The following is a 16,594-nucleotide window of genomic DNA, read 5'->3' as shown; positions in this document are numbered from 1 at the left end:
GCCAATCGTTTGATTGGCTGCTGCATCTTACTTGCTTATCTGCCGTTATGAACGGCCTTCCGGCTGTTCCGCGCGCAAGCGGATCGTTACCGTTGTTCCGACTCCAAGCTCCGAGGCAATCTCCAGTCCATAGTGATCCCCCGCGTACAGCTTGATGCGCTCGTTCACATTAAACAAGCCGTATGAGCTGCCCACGCCGTCCGTTCTCTCCTCGGGCTGAGGTGCTGCCCTTAGCAGCTGACGGGTACGCTCCTCATCCATCCCGATACCGTTGTCTGATATCGTAATCATCAGATCCCCGTTCTCCTCCTTGACGATAATGGAGATCAGGCCGCGTTTATGCTTCATTTTTCGGATACCGTGCAATAGCGCGTTTTCAACAATCGGCTGCAAAATCAGCTTCGGAATCTGGCAGCTTGCGATGCCCGGCTCCACCTCAATCAGGACTTCAAACGTATTCGGGAACCGGTTCTGCTGGATGTTCAGGTAAACCTCTGCCAGCCGGACCTCGTCCTCTACGCTGACGATGCTCTTGCCTTTGTTAAGACTTAAGCGGAAATATTTCGCGAGGCTGTCGATCATCTGACTGATGTCCGACGCCCCTTTGCCGATGGCGATCCAGTTGATCATATCAAGCGTATTGTACAGAAAATGAGGATTAATCTGCGCCTGAAGCGCCTGAAGCTGTGCTTCGCGTTCGTGAATCTCGGCCAGATACTTTTCTTCAACAAGCTTGCGCACACGCAGGATCAGATGATCTACGCTTCGTTCCAGTACGAGGAAGTCACTGTTTGATACGACGGGCAGCTCTTCCAGACTATCGGTGCCCTCCCTGCGGATGACCGTGATTACTTTCCTCACCCTTTGGTTCATTCCCCGAACGATAATGGCGAGCAGAACAAAAGGCAGCAGCGTGAACAATGCAAAATATTCCAAAAGGGAAGTCAAGCTTGAACGCTGAGTCAGCTTCACCGCCTGCGGCGACAGCTGGCCCCCGTTGCTTTGCGCCACCAGCTTCCAGTTCGTAGGCGAGATCGTCGTGAACATCACTTCATCCGAAGCCTTGCTCAGCCGGAAAGCATGACCGTCACTATCCCGGCTGGCATTCAGCCGGTCTCTCATCTCGTTATCTATCCGCGTTCCAATCCGTGCGCGGTCGGGGTGATCAATAACGGTGCCTGCCGAATCCACCAGGTAGACCTGCGTTCCGGACGCGAATTCAAGAGCAGATAACAGATCGGAGACCATCTTCTCCTTCACGTCGATCATCATGACTCCCGAAATTTGATCATAATGCTGGGGATCACGCAGCATGCGGGCAGACGACAATACATCAACATTTCCGGCTTCCAAATAAGACTGCTGATATATGCCGCTCCAGACTATGCTGCCGTTGGCCGCGATAATATCGTTATACCATGGCTTCTCCATCAAGCTGTCGAGCGGGAAAAAGTTTACCTTCTCCCCCGCGTAGAGCTTCGACTTGTCCACGAACAGACGGACACGGAATACGTCCGAATTGGATTGTACCGACTCGACCAGATTCCGCAAATCCTTGACGACCTCGAGCTGGGTATTTATAAGCTGGTCGGTATCACTGACCGATAAGTACTGGTGTAATTTATTATTCATGAAGGCCGCATCGCTGATCTCCTCGATATGCTGCAGCCTGTAGGATAAATTGCTGCCTGCCTGCTCCAGCGTCAGCTGCATCGTCCGCATGACTTCATTCTTCAGAATCGTAGTAGAGCGTTCATAATAACCGTACAAAATAACGGCTGCCGGTATCACAATGAGCACGAAGTAAGCGATCAGCCATTGACGAGGAATAGCAATACGGCGAAGAAGGTGACGGAACCATCCGCCACCTTCATTCCTGTATGGGCGCTTTACCGCATGCGCCTTCCCTGCCGGCCTAAACATATTTCTCCCTGTAGACGCTTGGCGTTACGCCGGTCATCTTCTTGAACAGCTTGGTAAAATAGCTCGGATCCGTATACCCGATCGCATAACAGATGTCGTAGAACTTGTATTGCGGATCACGCAGCATTTCCTTCGCTTTCTCCACCCGTACCTGCGTCATATATTCGCCTATCGTCTGTCCCGACTCTTGCTTGAACAACAGGCTCACGTAGGTCGGAGTCAGGAAAACCTCCTTGCCGATGTCCGTTACCGTCAAGCTGCCGTCGGCATAGTTCCGGTCGATGATAGCCCGGACGCGCTCGACAAGATTGGCTACCTTGCCCGTGCGTTTCTCGCCGATCCGCTCGCAGGCAGCCGATAAATACGATTCAAGAATATGCCTGATTTCACCCAGCGTCTCCCGGTCTAACAGCGACTCCCAGACCGATGCTTCTGCCGCTTCCAGCTCTTCGGACTGCACATTTAATTCCAGCAGCAGCTGACCTGCGGCCAGAAAAATTTGCATGCAGACGTTGCGTCCATACTTCAAGCCGTCCGGGCGGTTACGATTCAAATCCGCGAAGATTGAGTCCAGCACCTCATGCAGCTTGTTCGAATCCGCCGCTTTAAGCGCGGAGGCAAGCTCCTCGTTATAGACAAACTCATACCGGCTAGAGCTTCCGCTATGCTGCTCCGGGCTTTCCAGACTGTCCATCGTAATGATGCGGTTTTTCCCCAAATACCATTTATGATTGACCGCTTCTCGGGCTTGCTTATAGCAATTGGCAAGACTGCCAAGACCCGTTACCCGGTCGCTGACCCCAATGGTAACGCTGATCTTCAGCCAACGCTCGAGATTATCGCGGATCTTGCCGGCCAGCTCAAGCAGAACCTCCGCGGCATCTCTTAATCCCTCGCTGTCCCTATTCATGCGCAGAATACCGGCAAATTCACCCGTATGATGCTCAAAGACATAGCCGTCCATATGAGTGTCGATCAGCTCCTGGCAGATGTTGTTAATTGAATACCAGAGCAGCTGCCGGTCCTTCTCGCTTCGGACGCTTTCCACATCGGGCAGATCGTCCACCGAGATGACGATCACCCAATAAGGAGCATCCTCAGGCAGGTTCAGCTCGAGAAACTGGACTCTCTCGCGAATGTCCTGCTTATGCACGCCGCTGTTGATCAGCGACAACAGGAACTTCTCCCGCAGCAGCGGCATTCCTTCCTTCAGCCTGACCTGCAGCTCTTCCTTCCTCTGCTGCTCGGCGCGCGCTTCATCCAGATCGCTAACGACACGCTTCAGGACAGCGCTTAGCTCCTCGAGATTTACCGGTTTGAAAATATAGTCGACCGCGCTGACCTTCATGGCCGACTTCAAGTAATCAGCATCATCATGCCCGCTGACAAAAATGATTTTGACCTGTGGATAATGTTCATTAATCAGGCGGGACAACGTAATTCCGTCCATATTCGGCATGCGGACATCCGTCAGGACAAGATCGGGTGTTTCCCTTTCGATCATCTCGAAGGCAACATCCCCGTCATCGGCCTCGCCCATAATCCCGATACCAAAAGAGGACCAGTTGAAGTAAGATTGCAAGCCCGTTCTGACGGTAATCTCGTCATCAACAATAAGCAGCTTGTACATGGAATGTCCTCCTTCTTAATCGGTTCAAGCTATTTCTTGAACTTTACACCTTGATCTTCCAATATATCATGTAGTTTGTCTATGGATATATTTTGCATGCGGACAGCGCTGCCGATGGAGAGTGAAGCCGCAATACCCGCAGCCTGCCCAAGCGCATAACAGGTTGCTTGCACGCGCATCGAGGACATCGCTACGTGTGTTGCGGAAATCGAACGGCCTGCTATAAGCAGATTATCCAAAGACTCCGGCACCATGCAGCGGTATGGAATGTCATAGCCGTCGATTTTCCGTTCATCGGTTGTCTTCTGAGCATCCGGACTATGAATATCAATCTCGTAATTCGTCTGCGCAACAACGTCCGCGAATCTCGCGCCGCTGGTCAGATCCTGCTCGTTAAGGGTGTAGAGGCCCACGATCTGGTTCGTCTCGCGGGTACCCGTCTGCGGTGCGATATGGGTTAAGGCATAGTTCTCAAAGCCGGTTTTCTGAAGGTAATAAGCAATGGAATACACCTGTTTGAGCGCTTCCGTCTCCGCGTAGTTCACGTCCTCGATCTTGGCCCCGTTAGCTTTGACGCGCGACATGTTGACGAGCAGCGAGCCGTCGTTGTTCTGCTCCCAATACAGTCTTCTGCCTTGAGGCAGGTCGGATACGTCCTTATATTCATAGCAGCCTTCCGGCAAAATCGGCGTTACCGGCTTGCCCGTGTCCTGCATCATAAACATGAGCGTCATCGGCTGTGTCAGTCCATCGCTCTCGCGGCCGGTTGTGTAAGGAACGCCGGCATCAATCGCTACGCGTGCATCACCCGTGCAATCGATAAAGCATTCGCCTTCGAACGCTTTCAGCCCTTCGCGGGTCGATACGATAACCGCCTTCAGCTTGCTGCCTTCCCGAATCGTGCCGATAAATTCACAGTGGAAGTAGACATCCACCTTTTCTTTCTTCATCTTCTCATTCAAATAATGGCGCAGCATAAAGGGAGAATATTGCGGAGCAATCGATTCATCATGGCCTGCCGGAAGCGACTCGGCCAGCATCTCGGCAATCAGCTCGCGGTAAATGCCGGTCACATTGCCGATTGGCATAAAAATACTGACGTTAGCGATTGTCCCCATGCCGCCAAGCTGGGCTGTTTTTTCCAATATTACGACTTTCTTGCCGCAGCGGGCTGCGCTTATAGCAGCCGCTGTACCGGCTGGCCCCCCGCCAATAATAACGACGTCCGCCTGTTTGTAAGTCTCAATTTCCCGCGAAAAAGAATAAGTAGTCATCATCCATTTCCCCTCTCCAAAGGAACACGGCAGAGGGCTTTATAGGAAGCCCTCCCCGCTAAATTTTTTGATTATTTCGAAGCGTACCAAGCGTTAACTTCTTTGGCGCTTGCTTCTCCGCCTTCGGCATTAAACTTCTTCTGGAAGTCGCCCAAGCCCTCCAGCTTTTCGCTGCCCGCAATGAGCTTGACCGTATAGTCGCCCGCCATGGTCTCAAGCTTCAGATTGTTTTTCGAGTAGTTTTCCAAGTACGGCGCTACGCTGAGCTCGTTAAGAATTTTATCCGAGTCGGCTGTCTTGTTGTTGAGCGTGTCAAACGCTTCGAACATCACCGGATTTTTGCGCACGCGTGCCTGCCAGTATTGCGGATAGTTGGCTTCGTCCGTTCCTACCATGTAGTTATTTGCCAGGTTGCGCTCGTCGTTAAAGATCGGCAGAATTGGCGTGTACGAGCCGTTATCAACCGTATAGTGAGTGCCTTCTACACCGATGGCAAGCTCTTTAAATGTCGCCGGTTCAAGGCTTGCATTGATCCATTTAACTGCGTCCTCTGGATTCTTGGAGGCTTTCGGGACAAAGCTCAGACGGTCAAAGCCTTGGTTGGCTCCAAAGCCGGACTTGCCGCTTGGACCTTTAAGAGCCGGCACGTACGAAAACTTCGCGTCAGGCGCTGCTTTTGCAAGTGCATCGGCTACGCCCGGAATGTCAGCCCAGTGAATGGCAATAGCCCCGGCTTTGCCGCTTGAGAATTTTTCTTTTGCGGTAGCGTCTTTATTTACAACAAATTCTTTGTCGAGCAAACCACCGGCATAGAGTTCGGAAACATACTTCACATAATCCGGGAAGGCCGGGTCGAGAACACGCGGAACAAGCTGCCCGTCCACGTTATTCCACGGGTTTGGCATTCCGAAAGCGCCTACAAGATCATCGATCATTGGCAAGTCGCCTTTAATGGTAAAAGGAACGTTCTGGCTGCCGTTGCCGCCTGGGTCTTTGTCCTTGAATGCCTGAAGAACAGCTTCAAATTCCTCAGTTGTTGTCGGCATCTTCATGCCAACCTTATCGAGCCAGTCGGTACGAATCAGAATGCCCGTGCCTACAGGATAGGTAATGATGTTCGGAATGGCGTACAGCTTGCCGTCAACCTTGAGCGCATCCATCGATTGCTGCGAGATGGCATTCTTGATGTTAGGACCAAATTGGTCAATCAAAGGAGTCAGATCAATAAGTGCACCTTTTTTCGCATAATCGGAATACAACGCCATATCGATGTACGAGGTAACGATGTCATAAGGCTCGCCGGAGGCCATGAGCAGATTCAGCTTCTGGGCCGGATTATCCTGAGGAAGCATATCGTACTGCACCTTGTAGCCCGTTTTTTCTTCCAGCAGCTTCGCTACCGGGTAGTTGGCATAATCTTCGCCCTGGAAGACATCCAAACGTTTCAAGGTTGGAAGATTGCCTCCGGAATTCGATGCTTCCGCATTATTAGATGCCTGAGGCGCATTCGATGCTGCTGCATCATTACCATTGTTATTCGACGAGCATGCAGCTAAAGAGCTAGCCAGAACAACCGTTGTTGCTGCAAGTGAAAGCTTTTTTGTCATTTGTTTCATTGCATGACCCTCCTGTAAATATATTATTTATCATTAATCTTGCGGTTAGCCGCATTATTGCCGAACAGCCGCAAGAATCAATGCGAGCGACTCAGCCTTTGACAGAGCCAATCAGCACACCCTTGATGAAATACTTCTGCAGGAACGGGTACACCAGCAGAATCGGAATGGTAGAAGCAATAACCGTAGCTGCCCTTACTCCTTCCGCAGGAACATTCATCATGTCCTCCGCGCTCATCTTGAAGCTTGAGGAATCCGCGTTCATCACAATATCCTGCAAATACAGCTGCAGCGGCTTAAGCGACGTGCTGTTAATGTAGAGCATCGGATGGAAGTAATCATTCCAATAATAAACCGCATAGAATAACCCGATTGTAGCAAGAACGGGACCGCTGAGCGGCAGAATAATGCGGAACAAAATCGTGTAGTTGCGCGCGCCGTCAAGCTTGGCAGACTCCTCAAGGCTTTGCGGAAGACTTTCGAAGTAGCTTTTGATGACGAGCATATTAAACACGCTGATTAATCCGGGCAGTATGAGAGAACCTAGGTTATCAATCAGATCCAGCTGCCGGATGAGCAGATAGCTTGGAATAATGCCGCCGTTAAACATCATCGTAAAGACAAACAGGATAATGATGATGCCTACGCCGGGCAGCTCCCGCTTCGAAAGCGGGTAAGCCGTCATGGCTGTCACAATAAGTGAAGCGAGCGTTCCTACAACTGCCACCAGAACTGAAATGAGCAGCGCGTGGAGAAACTGGTTATTCGTTACGACATATTGCAGCGTATCAAGCTGAAAGCCTACAGGGAACAAATTAACTTTCCCGGATGTAATCGCCCATTCTTCACTAACCGACTTCGATAACACGGTGATGAAAGGAACCAGCGTAGACAAGCCCATCGCAATCAAACTCACATAAATGAAGATATCGAGTACATAATCACCGATTTTTCTGCTGTGCATGGTATTGCCCCCTTACCAGATACTTCTCTTCAAGAACTTCTTGCTGAGCATGTTGCCGCTAATAATAAGGATAAATCCGACAACGGAGTTAAACAGGCCAACCGCCGTGCTGAAGCTGTAATCCTGCTGGCCAAGGCCCATCCGGTAGACATAAGTTCCGATAACATCTCCGGTTTCGTATACGAGCGGATTATACATGGTCAGAATCTGCTCGGTGCCGGCTTCGAGCAGGCTTCCGATCCGAAGAATGAACATCAGAACAATCGTTGGCATAATGCCAGGAAGCGTTATCGACATCATCTTGCGAATCCGGCCGGCGCCGTCGATCGATGCTGCTTCGTATTGCTCCTGATCGATGCCCGCGATGGCAGCGATAAAGATAATAGCATTCCAGCCGATTTCCTTCCAACCCGCCGTGAACACGACAACGCTTCGGAAGAACGAATTATCTTGCAGGAACGAGATCGGCTCGCCTCCAAAGGCCATAATAATCTGGTTGACCAGTCCGTCTGTCGGAGCCAGCAGCGTGACAAACAACCCGGAGATGATCACCCACGATAGAAAATGGGGCAAGTATATGATCGTTTGGATCGTGCGCTTGAACAGCATTTTCCGAACCTCGTTGAGCAAGAGCGCAACAACGATCGGTACCGGGAACAGGAGTACGATCTTATACATGCTGATGAGCAGGGTGTTCGTCAGCACCTGGAAGAAGTCTTCGGAGCGAACCAGCTTCTGAAATTGCTCTAGGCCAACCCACTCGCTGCCTCCGATGCCGCTGAAAATATTGAATTCCTGAAACGCGATGACAACACCGTACATCGGCGTATATTTGAACAATAGTAAGAAGATTAATCCTGGTATGAGCAGCACATACATATCCCAATTGCTGCGCGCCAGCTTCCAGCGGCTGCTTTTAATCAAATGCCTCACCTGCTTTTCTTAAATGGTATATCTGTATTGTAAAAGATCGGGTGGGCAGCTTCGTAGAAGCTAATCCTTTGATTTCTGGTTGTTTTTTATAAAAAAATAGGGTAAATCGCAAACTGCGCATTTGAATGTTCTTCCGATCGCCATTGCTCGAGGATTCCTTTGAATAGAATTCAAAGTGGTGGAATCCTCAGAGCAAAAGCGACCACTTAAAAGCTTTCTGCAAGAAAGCTGCTTCGGAAGCACAATCTTCTTCTACAGAACCATTCAAAGGCTCCGTTTATGTTTACCCCATAGAAAAAGACAGTGATCAAAGGATCGTGCAAAGCAAAAAAAAGCGGTGCAGATTGTTCTCTGCACCGCTTTTGGTAATGAAGTTATTTTAAACCTTTGGGAATCCAAACGCATATTGTCTAGGCAGATCGATTTCTTTATGAAGAACGGTTGCTGCTTCCAGAACCCAATGAGGATTTCGCAGCATGCCTCTACCCACGGCTACAAGATCCGCATCTTCGTTGCCGATCACCGAGTTGGCGAGAATTGGCTCATCCAGTCTGCCTACCGCGATAACCGGTACGTTGAGCGCTTCTCTAATTGCTCTAGCAAGCGGCACCTGATAAGCGGCATGTGTTCCCGGTCTTCCTGCAGCGGCAATTTGACCCTCTCCGCCTGCACTGATATGGAAGATATCAACCCCAGCCTTTTGAAATTCCTTGGCAAATGCGATACTATCATGAATGCCATAGCCGCCTTCTACATATTCCCTAGCAGAAATCCGCATAATGAGCGGCATATCGGCAGGCATTTCGCTTTTGGCGGCTTTGATGACTTCTTTGCCAAACAGCGTCAAGTCTTGCCCGTACTTATCCGTTCTCTTGTTCGTCAGCGGCGAAACAAATTGATGAATCAAGTAGCCGTGAGCACCATGAAGCTCAATCGTATCTACTCCCGCCTGTACCGCACGACGTACCGCCAGCCGGAACTTCTCAACCATCTCTTCTACTTCTTGCGTAGTCAGTGCTCTAGGAGTCTTGGATTTCTCATCAAAAGGAATGGCAGACGGAGCTACAGGCACATCCGCATCTTCCGCTTTACGTCCCGCATGTGCAATCTGGATCCCTACTTTTGCTCCGTGCTGATGGCTGGCTTCAATAATGCGGGCTAAGGCCGGAATCTGTTCATCGGACCATAAACCAAGATCATAATCGGAGATACGGCCATCCGGTTCAACATCGGTCATCTCAATAATGATTAAACCCGTGCCGCCAACGGCGCGGCTGACGTAATGGGTATAATGCCAGTCGTTTGCGATACCGTCTTTATTCGTTACCGAGTACTGGCACATCGGCGGCATAACGACACGATTTTTAAGGGACAAGCCTTTGATCTCGTATGGAGTAAATAAGTGCTTCAAATTTAATCTCTCCTCTATTCAGTCCATGAATCCCTTGCCAACTACTTTAATAATGTACCCAGCTTTGGACGACTCATGACATGGCTTTATCAAATGGATGATACTGAGCCATTATACATCCACCATAACAATAAAACGAATTATATAAATTGTAATGATCCATAAATATATTTATAATTCAATTTATTGATAATGTTCGGAGGATGAATAAAACGATGGTTGATTTTGAATGGTATCGAAGCTTTATCGCAATCTATAAGCATCATTCCGTTTCCGAAGCGGCCAAGACCAGAATGATGACGCAGCCGGCTATGAGTCAGCACCTCGCTGCCTTGGAAGCGGAAGTAGGCGAGGCTTTATTCGCCCGGGTGTCCCGAAGGCTTGTCGCGACTGAACGGGGGAAAGAGCTCTATTCCCGGCTGGCTCCGCTGGTTGAATCGCTGGAGGAAGCAACCGCGGGGCTCAAATCCACCTCCCTGCCGAATAACAAGGTGTTTCGCATCGGCTTGTCCCTGGAGTATTTCCAGGAGCGTCTCCTTCCCAAGCTTACGGATTCCGGCATATGCAGCGTTTCTTATTTCGGAACAGCTGATCAATTAATCGAGCTTTTGAAGGAAGATCAGGTCGAGCTGATTATTACTCCCAAGAAATTCGCCGTTCCCGGCATTGAATATGAATGGCTTATGGAGGAGACGTTCTCAATCATCGCTCCAGCTGCTGCTGCCATTCCGGTTCTTCACACTCTAAAAGAAAAGGAAGAATGGCTGTCCCAGCAAAAATGGATTTCATACGGGCTGGAGCTCCCCATGATTAGACGTCTCTGGAGAGAGCACTTCAAGAGGAGGCCTCTTATTAAGCCGAAGCATGTGATTCCCAATATGCATGCTGTTATCAAAGCTGTCGAGGCGGGAGCAGGCATCAGTGTTGCCCCTACCTATCTGTTCGAGAATTCGAATACCAACCTTCAAACTTGCTTCGATAGTTTAACAGTTAATAACGAGCTGTTTATCGGTTATAAAAGCAAGCATAAGCATGTACCCGAGCTGCAGGAGATTATTTCGATTATTCGAGATGAAAAGGTGGTGATTCTTTCTTGAAGCTGGAAAGACTGATATCCATTACCTATTTGCTGCTGAACAATGAAGTCGTTTCTGCATCGGAATTGTCATACAAATACGGCGTCTCGCAAAGAACCATTTACAGGGACATAGAGGCAATCTGCGCAGCCGGTATTCCTGTTGTGTCCTATCAAGGCGTAAACGGCGGTTATGGGATCATGGAGGAATACAAGATGGACAAAAGCCTTCTAGGTTCCGACGATATTGCCTCTTTAATTACCCTTCTGAACAGCACAACAACCATATTTCAAGATGAGCGGGTTCAGGAGACGATTCAACGCCTGAAGACCGTGCAGACCGATAGCAGCAAGACCCCGAGCCTGACGATGGATCTAGGAAGCTGGAGATCTTATGCCTGTCTGCTCCGAACTCTCCGCTCGGCTATTAATGCCGGTCAGCTCGTCCACTTTCATTACATTAATGCCAAGGAAGAACGGCAGGACCGAATCGTTGAGCCTGTCAGTCTGGTGCTTAAATACGACACTTGGTATTTATATGGTTACTGCCGTTCGCGTAGCGATTATCGGTTGTTCAAGCTGACGAGAATGTCGGAGCTAACTGCCTTGGAGGAAGTGTTCGAACGGAAGCACACGGTCCATGCCGATAATATTTTCTCAGGCGGCGTCTATGATCACGACCAGACTGAACATGCCGTCATTCTTTTCACGGCTGGTTCACTTGCCAAGGTGCTCGACGAATTTTATCTGGACGAGAAGCAGTTCAATGAAAACGGAACACTTACGCTAACCATTGTCCAACCCATCGACACCGACTGGCTGATTCAAAAGCTGCTTACCTTCGGCGAGGACGCCGTTGTGCTCGAACCACCAATGCTCAGACTTCGGATCAAAGAGAAAATCGAAAAAATGTTGGACCGTTACGGAGAAGTGTGACACTATGCTGTCATACTTTCTTTTTTATAATAATGGAAATCGTTGGATTGACCATTATTATAAAAGGGAAGTGAATACGTTGTTAAATCATCCTTTTTTCTTTGAAGAGCAGATGAGACTTAAAAATTGGGAACTCAAACAAATTGATAAACATGCCTGGAAATGGGTTCACTTTAATAAAAGGAAGCCTGCGCTTCCTCTGTCTCTCATGATGTCGTCGTTGTGGGCTTTCTTATTTGCTCGCTTTTCGGAATAAACAAGCTATTTACCTTTATTCTTACCATGCAAAAAAGTGCTTGCCATTAATGGAATGGCAAGCACTTTTGGGTAAGTTAAGCCGGCTTAATAGCCAAAGCTATTTGCATGTTATTGCCCGGATGAGGCGGCCTGAGCGGTTACTTTGATATCGTCAAAGTAAAGGGTAGTCAGCCCTTCGAATCCTGAATCCGCGCCAATAAGAATAAAAATCTCGCCCTTGGCATTTGCCGTCACCTTGGCGCTGTAATCAAACTCAACACGCTGATAACCATCCTTCTCCACATCAGGCTTAGCAGCATTGCCAATTACCTTGACGTCCTTGCCGCCGGTTCCTTGACTGCCGATGTCCACGTTCATTCTGTAGTATTGCGATCCTTCGGAAGAGGTTGGAACAGATAACGGTTCGTTCGCAAGAATACCAGCCTTCAGGAATACGGATTCAGCTGGAGAGCCGCCAATTCCGATCATTCCTCCTCCCGCGTCGGTATACATCGCAAACTTCAAATTAACGTTATAGGAAGCATTTGGTTTGAACCCTTCCATGCCTTTGGAAAGATACATAAACAGATCATCGCTGCGATTATGCCCCGAAAGCTTCAGACCATAATTAGCGGTATTGTTTTGGACGGGAAGTAAGTTACGGGCAAAGTCCAGTTCGTAAATCTCTTTATCATAATCGACCGGCATATCGGCAAAGCCCCCCTTCCATCCTTCCGTATCCTTGGCAAATGGATAATTGAAGTTTATTGAACCAGGCGTTTGCGCTTGATTTGCGAGAGTGATCGTATCGGTTGCAGGCTCCCATTGCAGACGGACGCCCATCAGTGTTGCCAACGACCGGGCAGGGACGAACACGGTGCCCTTTGCCTGGCGCACTTGCTCGGGCAGCTTGATTTTCTCTCCCTTGGCATTCACCGCATAGGATGAATTCAAAGTGAACTGAATACTGCCGAAGCCTGCGCCCGACAAGGTAATCCTCTGGTTCTTGTTATTCCAATTTATCGACGCGCCTAGAGATTCAGCAGCAGCTCTGACGGGAACCATCGTACTTCCGTTCTTAACAAAAGGGGCTGAAAGCAGGCTATGCTTACCGGTGCTATTACTATAATGAACATCGTTTATTTTAAAAGTAACGGCAGAAGGCGAGGCAGATTTACTCTCGGCTCCGTATGCTAATGGCGCGCTGCTTGCAGAAATGACGGTCGCAAATACAAGACTGGACAGCATGAGATTTTTTCTATTTATCATTTATATTCTTCCTTTCTCTGCTCAGATGTAACTATCTAGACGTAATGATTAATTTAAAAGTTACAGCTGTTACAGTGTTAGGTAAAATAGAACAATTGCGGATTCAGGGTATAAATGACGTCTATAGCAAATCTAAAATATATTAATTACGTATATGATGCCTTTTCGTATTATAGTGAAACTATCAAAACACATGAAATGGATGAAGGAGAGAATTATGATGGGACATTACTATAAAAAGGCTCACATTTTTTGGGATGATGTAATTGAATCTGTTGTGATTCGGTGGAATTCCTTTGCTATAGGGGACGATTTCCGCGAACCTTTAGATAAATTGATTGAATTGGCTGTCGTTAAGAATGCAAAGAAAGTTTTATTTGATAACAGTCATCTATTGACCTTGGAAGAAGATATGAAATGGTTGTATGATGAGTGGCTCCCCAGACTATTGAATGCAGGCATTCAATACACAGCTGCTGTTAACCCAACGAATTCAGTCTCCCACAGCGGTTTGAATAGAGAAGCTACTGAAAAGGATACAACAACATTGCTGTACCATGAATTCGAAGGTGTACACAATGCAATAGTATGGTTATCAGAAATTGCTGCGTGATAAACAAGAGAAACCGCCCTTCTCAGGGCGGTTTCTCTGCTCCTCGAAATACCGACGAGCTGAATGTCATAGTAATGCGGTTGTTATCATTCGTTATCAGCCCATGGTTGTCGAATTGATACTACTGTCTCCCCGGATCTAATGGCCTGCTCAATCAGCAATCCGATATAGTGGTCCTGCGAAGCTTCCGGAAGACCATAAAATCCGGGTCCTCCCTCGGCATAAACGGCCATCTTCTCCAAACAGACAGCAATAGCAATTTCATCATCATAAAGCCTAGCAGGAATGTAGGGGTTTTCGTATACCCATCGTTCACCAGCCATAATTCCTTTAAGGAAGTAGCCTTCCGCGTTCTCATACTCACCTTTATTCATTCGCTTTAATTCCATTTGAATCTGTATGCAGGAAGGATCTTGTATGCTGATCCGATTATCGAATATTTCCCCCCGCTCCCCCCGTACGCATAAATGGTTCGAACGGGTCCATGAACGATGTTGATCCTTGGTGAAATCGTAAATCCCCAGCTTTCCGCCAAAATTCAACCAAGCTAAATCTCTCTCCGACTTGATTAATTTATCTTCTACAGGCGGACCGCTTCGGTTCGGTCCAGCGACCCAATCGGATTCAAACTTCATTCCCTTTATGGTGACTTCTTCAAAGCGCACTCCCAGCATTTTCCGAATTAAGCTTACTGCATGATATAAATGAGATATGGATACCGTCACTTGATTAACATTGCCTAACTGTCCAGACATAATAAAGTTATGCCGGGCTTCCTGTATAGGATGAAACTGGTACTGTTCAGCAACTTGAATTCGCGCACCTTGACGGGTAAGCTTGTCGTGGAGCTGCAGTAAACCGTCCAGATCAGGTGCGGGAGGTGTTTCAGTAAGTACAGGAATTCCTCGTTCTGCCAGCTGCAGCATATAATCGATAGCGGCAGATGCATGGATAGATAGTACAACAAAGTCCGGTTGTTCATTAACCAAGAGCTGATCCAGTGTCCGGTAACTAGTCACTTTCCATAACTCTTCCATCGCCCTGCCCTTGGATTCATCACGAATGACCATTCCGCTAACACGAAATTGCTCAGGAAGTGCCTGTGCAATTCTTAGAAAATATTGTGCGCGAAAGCTTCCACCGCCTATGATGCTGAATGTTATAGGTTTCCCCATCCATTTCACCGCCTTCTTCGGTTATAGTTCCGTTTTAATCAAGTACTATTTTGAAAAAACATTCTATCATGCGTTTTTTGAAGAGGTACCTGATGCTATACTCAATGATATGCCAATACCAGGCAGTTTTCTTAGCATCACTTGCCCTAGTAAAGCAGTCACACACCCCAGCAATCCAACGATTACAAAGCCCTCCCGCAAGGTTAGCCAATCCCCCGCAGCTCCCATAAATAAAGGACCCATGAACATGCCCAATCCATAGATCGCTTGATAGAATCCCATAGCCGTAGCTCGTTTCTCCGGCACCATATGCTTGATGCAAAGAGACATAAGAACGGGAGACGTAAAGCCCCTGCCAAAGCCGGCAAGTGATTGGGTCACAATAAGAAACCATAAGGAGCTGGTAAAAGGAATAAAGACCGTAAACAAGCCGCTCAGAATGAACCCTAGAATAATAACCCTTCGTTCTCCAAGCTTACGGGCCAAATGCCTGCCGCCTATCCAGGAAGCAAGTGCTGTAGGCAAAGTTGAACAGAATGTAAGCAGCCCCATATCCAGCTTGGTTGCCCCAAGTGACTGGGCAAACACGGGGGTAAAACCGAAGACGGTTGCAAACGTCAGCATTTGAAATAAAATCGAGAGAAACGAGACGGTTAGAAGAGTGCGGTCACTTGCCACCTCTTGTATCCCCTGCAGGGTTATAGGAGCCGCCTGATCATCGAACTTCTCCACGATGAAGAAAGAACCCGCCATCCCAACCAATCCAACAGCGGCTCCAATAAGAAAAGCCGACTCCCAGCCATATTGATCCGCAAACCATCCCCCGCATAATATCCCCAGCATCTGTCCCAAAGAATTATTTACGGCAATCGTTCCCATGGCACGGGTCGTTTCGTCATTGGCGTAGTAGCTGGCAAAAAGAATTGTAAAGTCCACCCATGTCGAAGCCGCGATCCCCGCCGCAACTCTAAGGAATAGGATCCAGTTTAGATCATGCGTCAATAGAATACCTGCCCCTGACAGGGTAGAGAACAATAACCCGATCATTATAAACAGCTTCCGTTTATGAATCCGATCACTCAGGATGCCAACCGGAATACGTAACAGCATTTGGCTTAGCCCGTACATCCCTACGATCAGTCCTGCCATCTTATTCGATGCACCCACGCTTTCTACATATGCGGTTAAAATTGGAACACAGGTATACATCGAGAACCAGAATAACAAAGTAACTGCACAAAAAAGCGGAACCCGGTAATTGGCAGGCTGAATATCAGAACGCATAGTCCACGACCCTTCGGCATTTAAATATTAAGCGACACTCTATATATAAAACTAGACTCCTGATCCATTATAGAACGACCGCTTCCCGTCTGAAAGAAGTGAAAATATTATCAGCATGTTACCTCGAGTATAGCTACTCCATAGAATCGACATCACCAAACCGATTCCTGGGATGGACCTCCGATGTGCCTGCTCCATCCGGCCGAAGGCTCCCCTCTTGACTCAGCCAATACCTGGTCCAATAGAAAAAGACT

General features: G+C 48.3%; 13 protein-coding genes. 3 read left to right on the top strand and 10 right to left on the bottom strand.

Annotated elements, in window-relative coordinates; genetic code table 11:
- Positions 1-45: 45 nt before the first annotated feature.
- The 7 genes from BM200_RS10555 to BM200_RS10525 all read right to left on the bottom strand — a co-directional run bounded on the left by BM200_RS10555 (position 46) and on the right by BM200_RS10525 (position 9,751).
- A complete protein-coding gene (locus tag BM200_RS10555; protein ID WP_091184824.1) occupies positions 46-1,923 on the bottom strand; it encodes a cache domain-containing sensor histidine kinase in 1,878 nt (625 codons plus the stop codon).
- The gene (locus BM200_RS10550) at positions 1,916-3,553 is read right to left on the bottom strand and encodes a response regulator (protein ID WP_091184821.1); all 1,638 of its coding nucleotides are present in this window, start codon (positions 3,551-3,553) and stop codon (positions 1,916-1,918) included. The genes BM200_RS10555 and BM200_RS10550 overlap by 8 nt, the downstream gene beginning before the upstream one ends.
- A 29-nt stretch (positions 3,554-3,582) precedes the next feature.
- Positions 3,583-4,830, bottom strand: coding sequence for an FAD-dependent oxidoreductase (locus tag BM200_RS10545; RefSeq protein ID WP_091184819.1), 1,248 nt, complete (start codon positions 4,828-4,830; stop codon positions 3,583-3,585).
- Positions 4,831-4,898: 68 nt separating this feature from the next.
- Positions 4,899-6,443, bottom strand: coding sequence for an extracellular solute-binding protein (locus BM200_RS10540; RefSeq protein ID WP_091184816.1), 1,545 nt, complete (start codon positions 6,441-6,443; stop codon positions 4,899-4,901).
- Positions 6,444-6,534: 91 nt separating this feature from the next.
- Positions 6,535-7,407 carry a carbohydrate ABC transporter permease gene (locus BM200_RS10535; protein WP_091184814.1) on the bottom strand — a complete coding sequence of 291 codons (873 nt, stop codon included), beginning with the start codon at positions 7,405-7,407 and terminating at the stop codon, positions 6,535-6,537.
- Between the two features lie 12 nt (positions 7,408-7,419).
- Positions 7,420-8,331 carry an ABC transporter permease gene (locus BM200_RS10530; RefSeq protein WP_091184811.1) on the bottom strand — a complete coding sequence of 304 codons (912 nt, stop codon included), beginning with the start codon at positions 8,329-8,331 and terminating at the stop codon, positions 7,420-7,422.
- Between the two features lie 388 nt (positions 8,332-8,719).
- Positions 8,720-9,751: an NADH:flavin oxidoreductase/NADH oxidase gene (locus BM200_RS10525; protein ID WP_091184808.1), complete on the bottom strand. Its 1,032-nt coding sequence runs from the start codon at positions 9,749-9,751 to the stop codon at positions 8,720-8,722.
- A gap of 215 nt (positions 9,752-9,966) precedes the next feature.
- Between BM200_RS10525 and BM200_RS10520 the strand changes: the two genes are divergently transcribed.
- Both BM200_RS10520 and BM200_RS10515 read left to right on the top strand, forming a co-directional pair.
- The gene (locus BM200_RS10520) at positions 9,967-10,848 is read left to right on the top strand and encodes a LysR family transcriptional regulator (protein ID WP_091184805.1); all 882 of its coding nucleotides are present in this window, start codon (positions 9,967-9,969) and stop codon (positions 10,846-10,848) included.
- On the top strand, positions 10,845-11,762 hold the full coding sequence (locus tag BM200_RS10515; RefSeq protein ID WP_091184802.1) for a helix-turn-helix transcriptional regulator: 918 nt from the start codon (positions 10,845-10,847) through the stop codon (positions 11,760-11,762). The genes BM200_RS10520 and BM200_RS10515 overlap by 4 nt, the downstream gene beginning before the upstream one ends.
- Before the next feature lie 366 nt (positions 11,763-12,128).
- On the opposite strand, the gene BM200_RS10505 is transcribed toward BM200_RS10515, so the two are convergent.
- Positions 12,129-13,268: a copper amine oxidase N-terminal domain-containing protein gene (locus BM200_RS10505; protein WP_091184797.1), complete on the bottom strand. Its 1,140-nt coding sequence runs from the start codon at positions 13,266-13,268 to the stop codon at positions 12,129-12,131.
- A 217-nt stretch (positions 13,269-13,485) separates the two neighbouring features.
- Here BM200_RS10505 and BM200_RS10500 point away from each other — a divergent pair, with 217 nt between their 5' ends.
- The gene (locus tag BM200_RS10500; RefSeq protein ID WP_139230777.1) at positions 13,486-13,881 is read left to right on the top strand and encodes a hypothetical protein; all 396 of its coding nucleotides are present in this window, start codon (positions 13,486-13,488) and stop codon (positions 13,879-13,881) included.
- 86 nt (positions 13,882-13,967) lie between these two features.
- Here the strand turns inward: BM200_RS10500 and BM200_RS10495 are convergent, their stop codons facing one another.
- Together BM200_RS10495 and BM200_RS10490 are read right to left on the bottom strand one after the other, a co-directional pair.
- On the bottom strand, positions 13,968-15,056 hold the full coding sequence (locus BM200_RS10495; protein ID WP_091184793.1) for a Gfo/Idh/MocA family protein: 1,089 nt from the start codon (positions 15,054-15,056) through the stop codon (positions 13,968-13,970).
- A gap of 66 nt (positions 15,057-15,122) precedes the next feature.
- A complete protein-coding gene (locus BM200_RS10490) occupies positions 15,123-16,340 on the bottom strand; it encodes an MFS transporter (RefSeq protein WP_091184790.1) in 1,218 nt (405 codons plus the stop codon).
- Positions 16,341-16,594: the final 254 nt, after the last annotated feature.

It is taken from the genome of Paenibacillus catalpae (assembly GCF_900112695.1).
GTDB lineage: Bacteria > Bacillota > Bacilli > Paenibacillales > Paenibacillaceae > Pristimantibacillus > Pristimantibacillus catalpae.
This window is presented reverse-complemented; position numbering and strand designations above follow the sequence as displayed.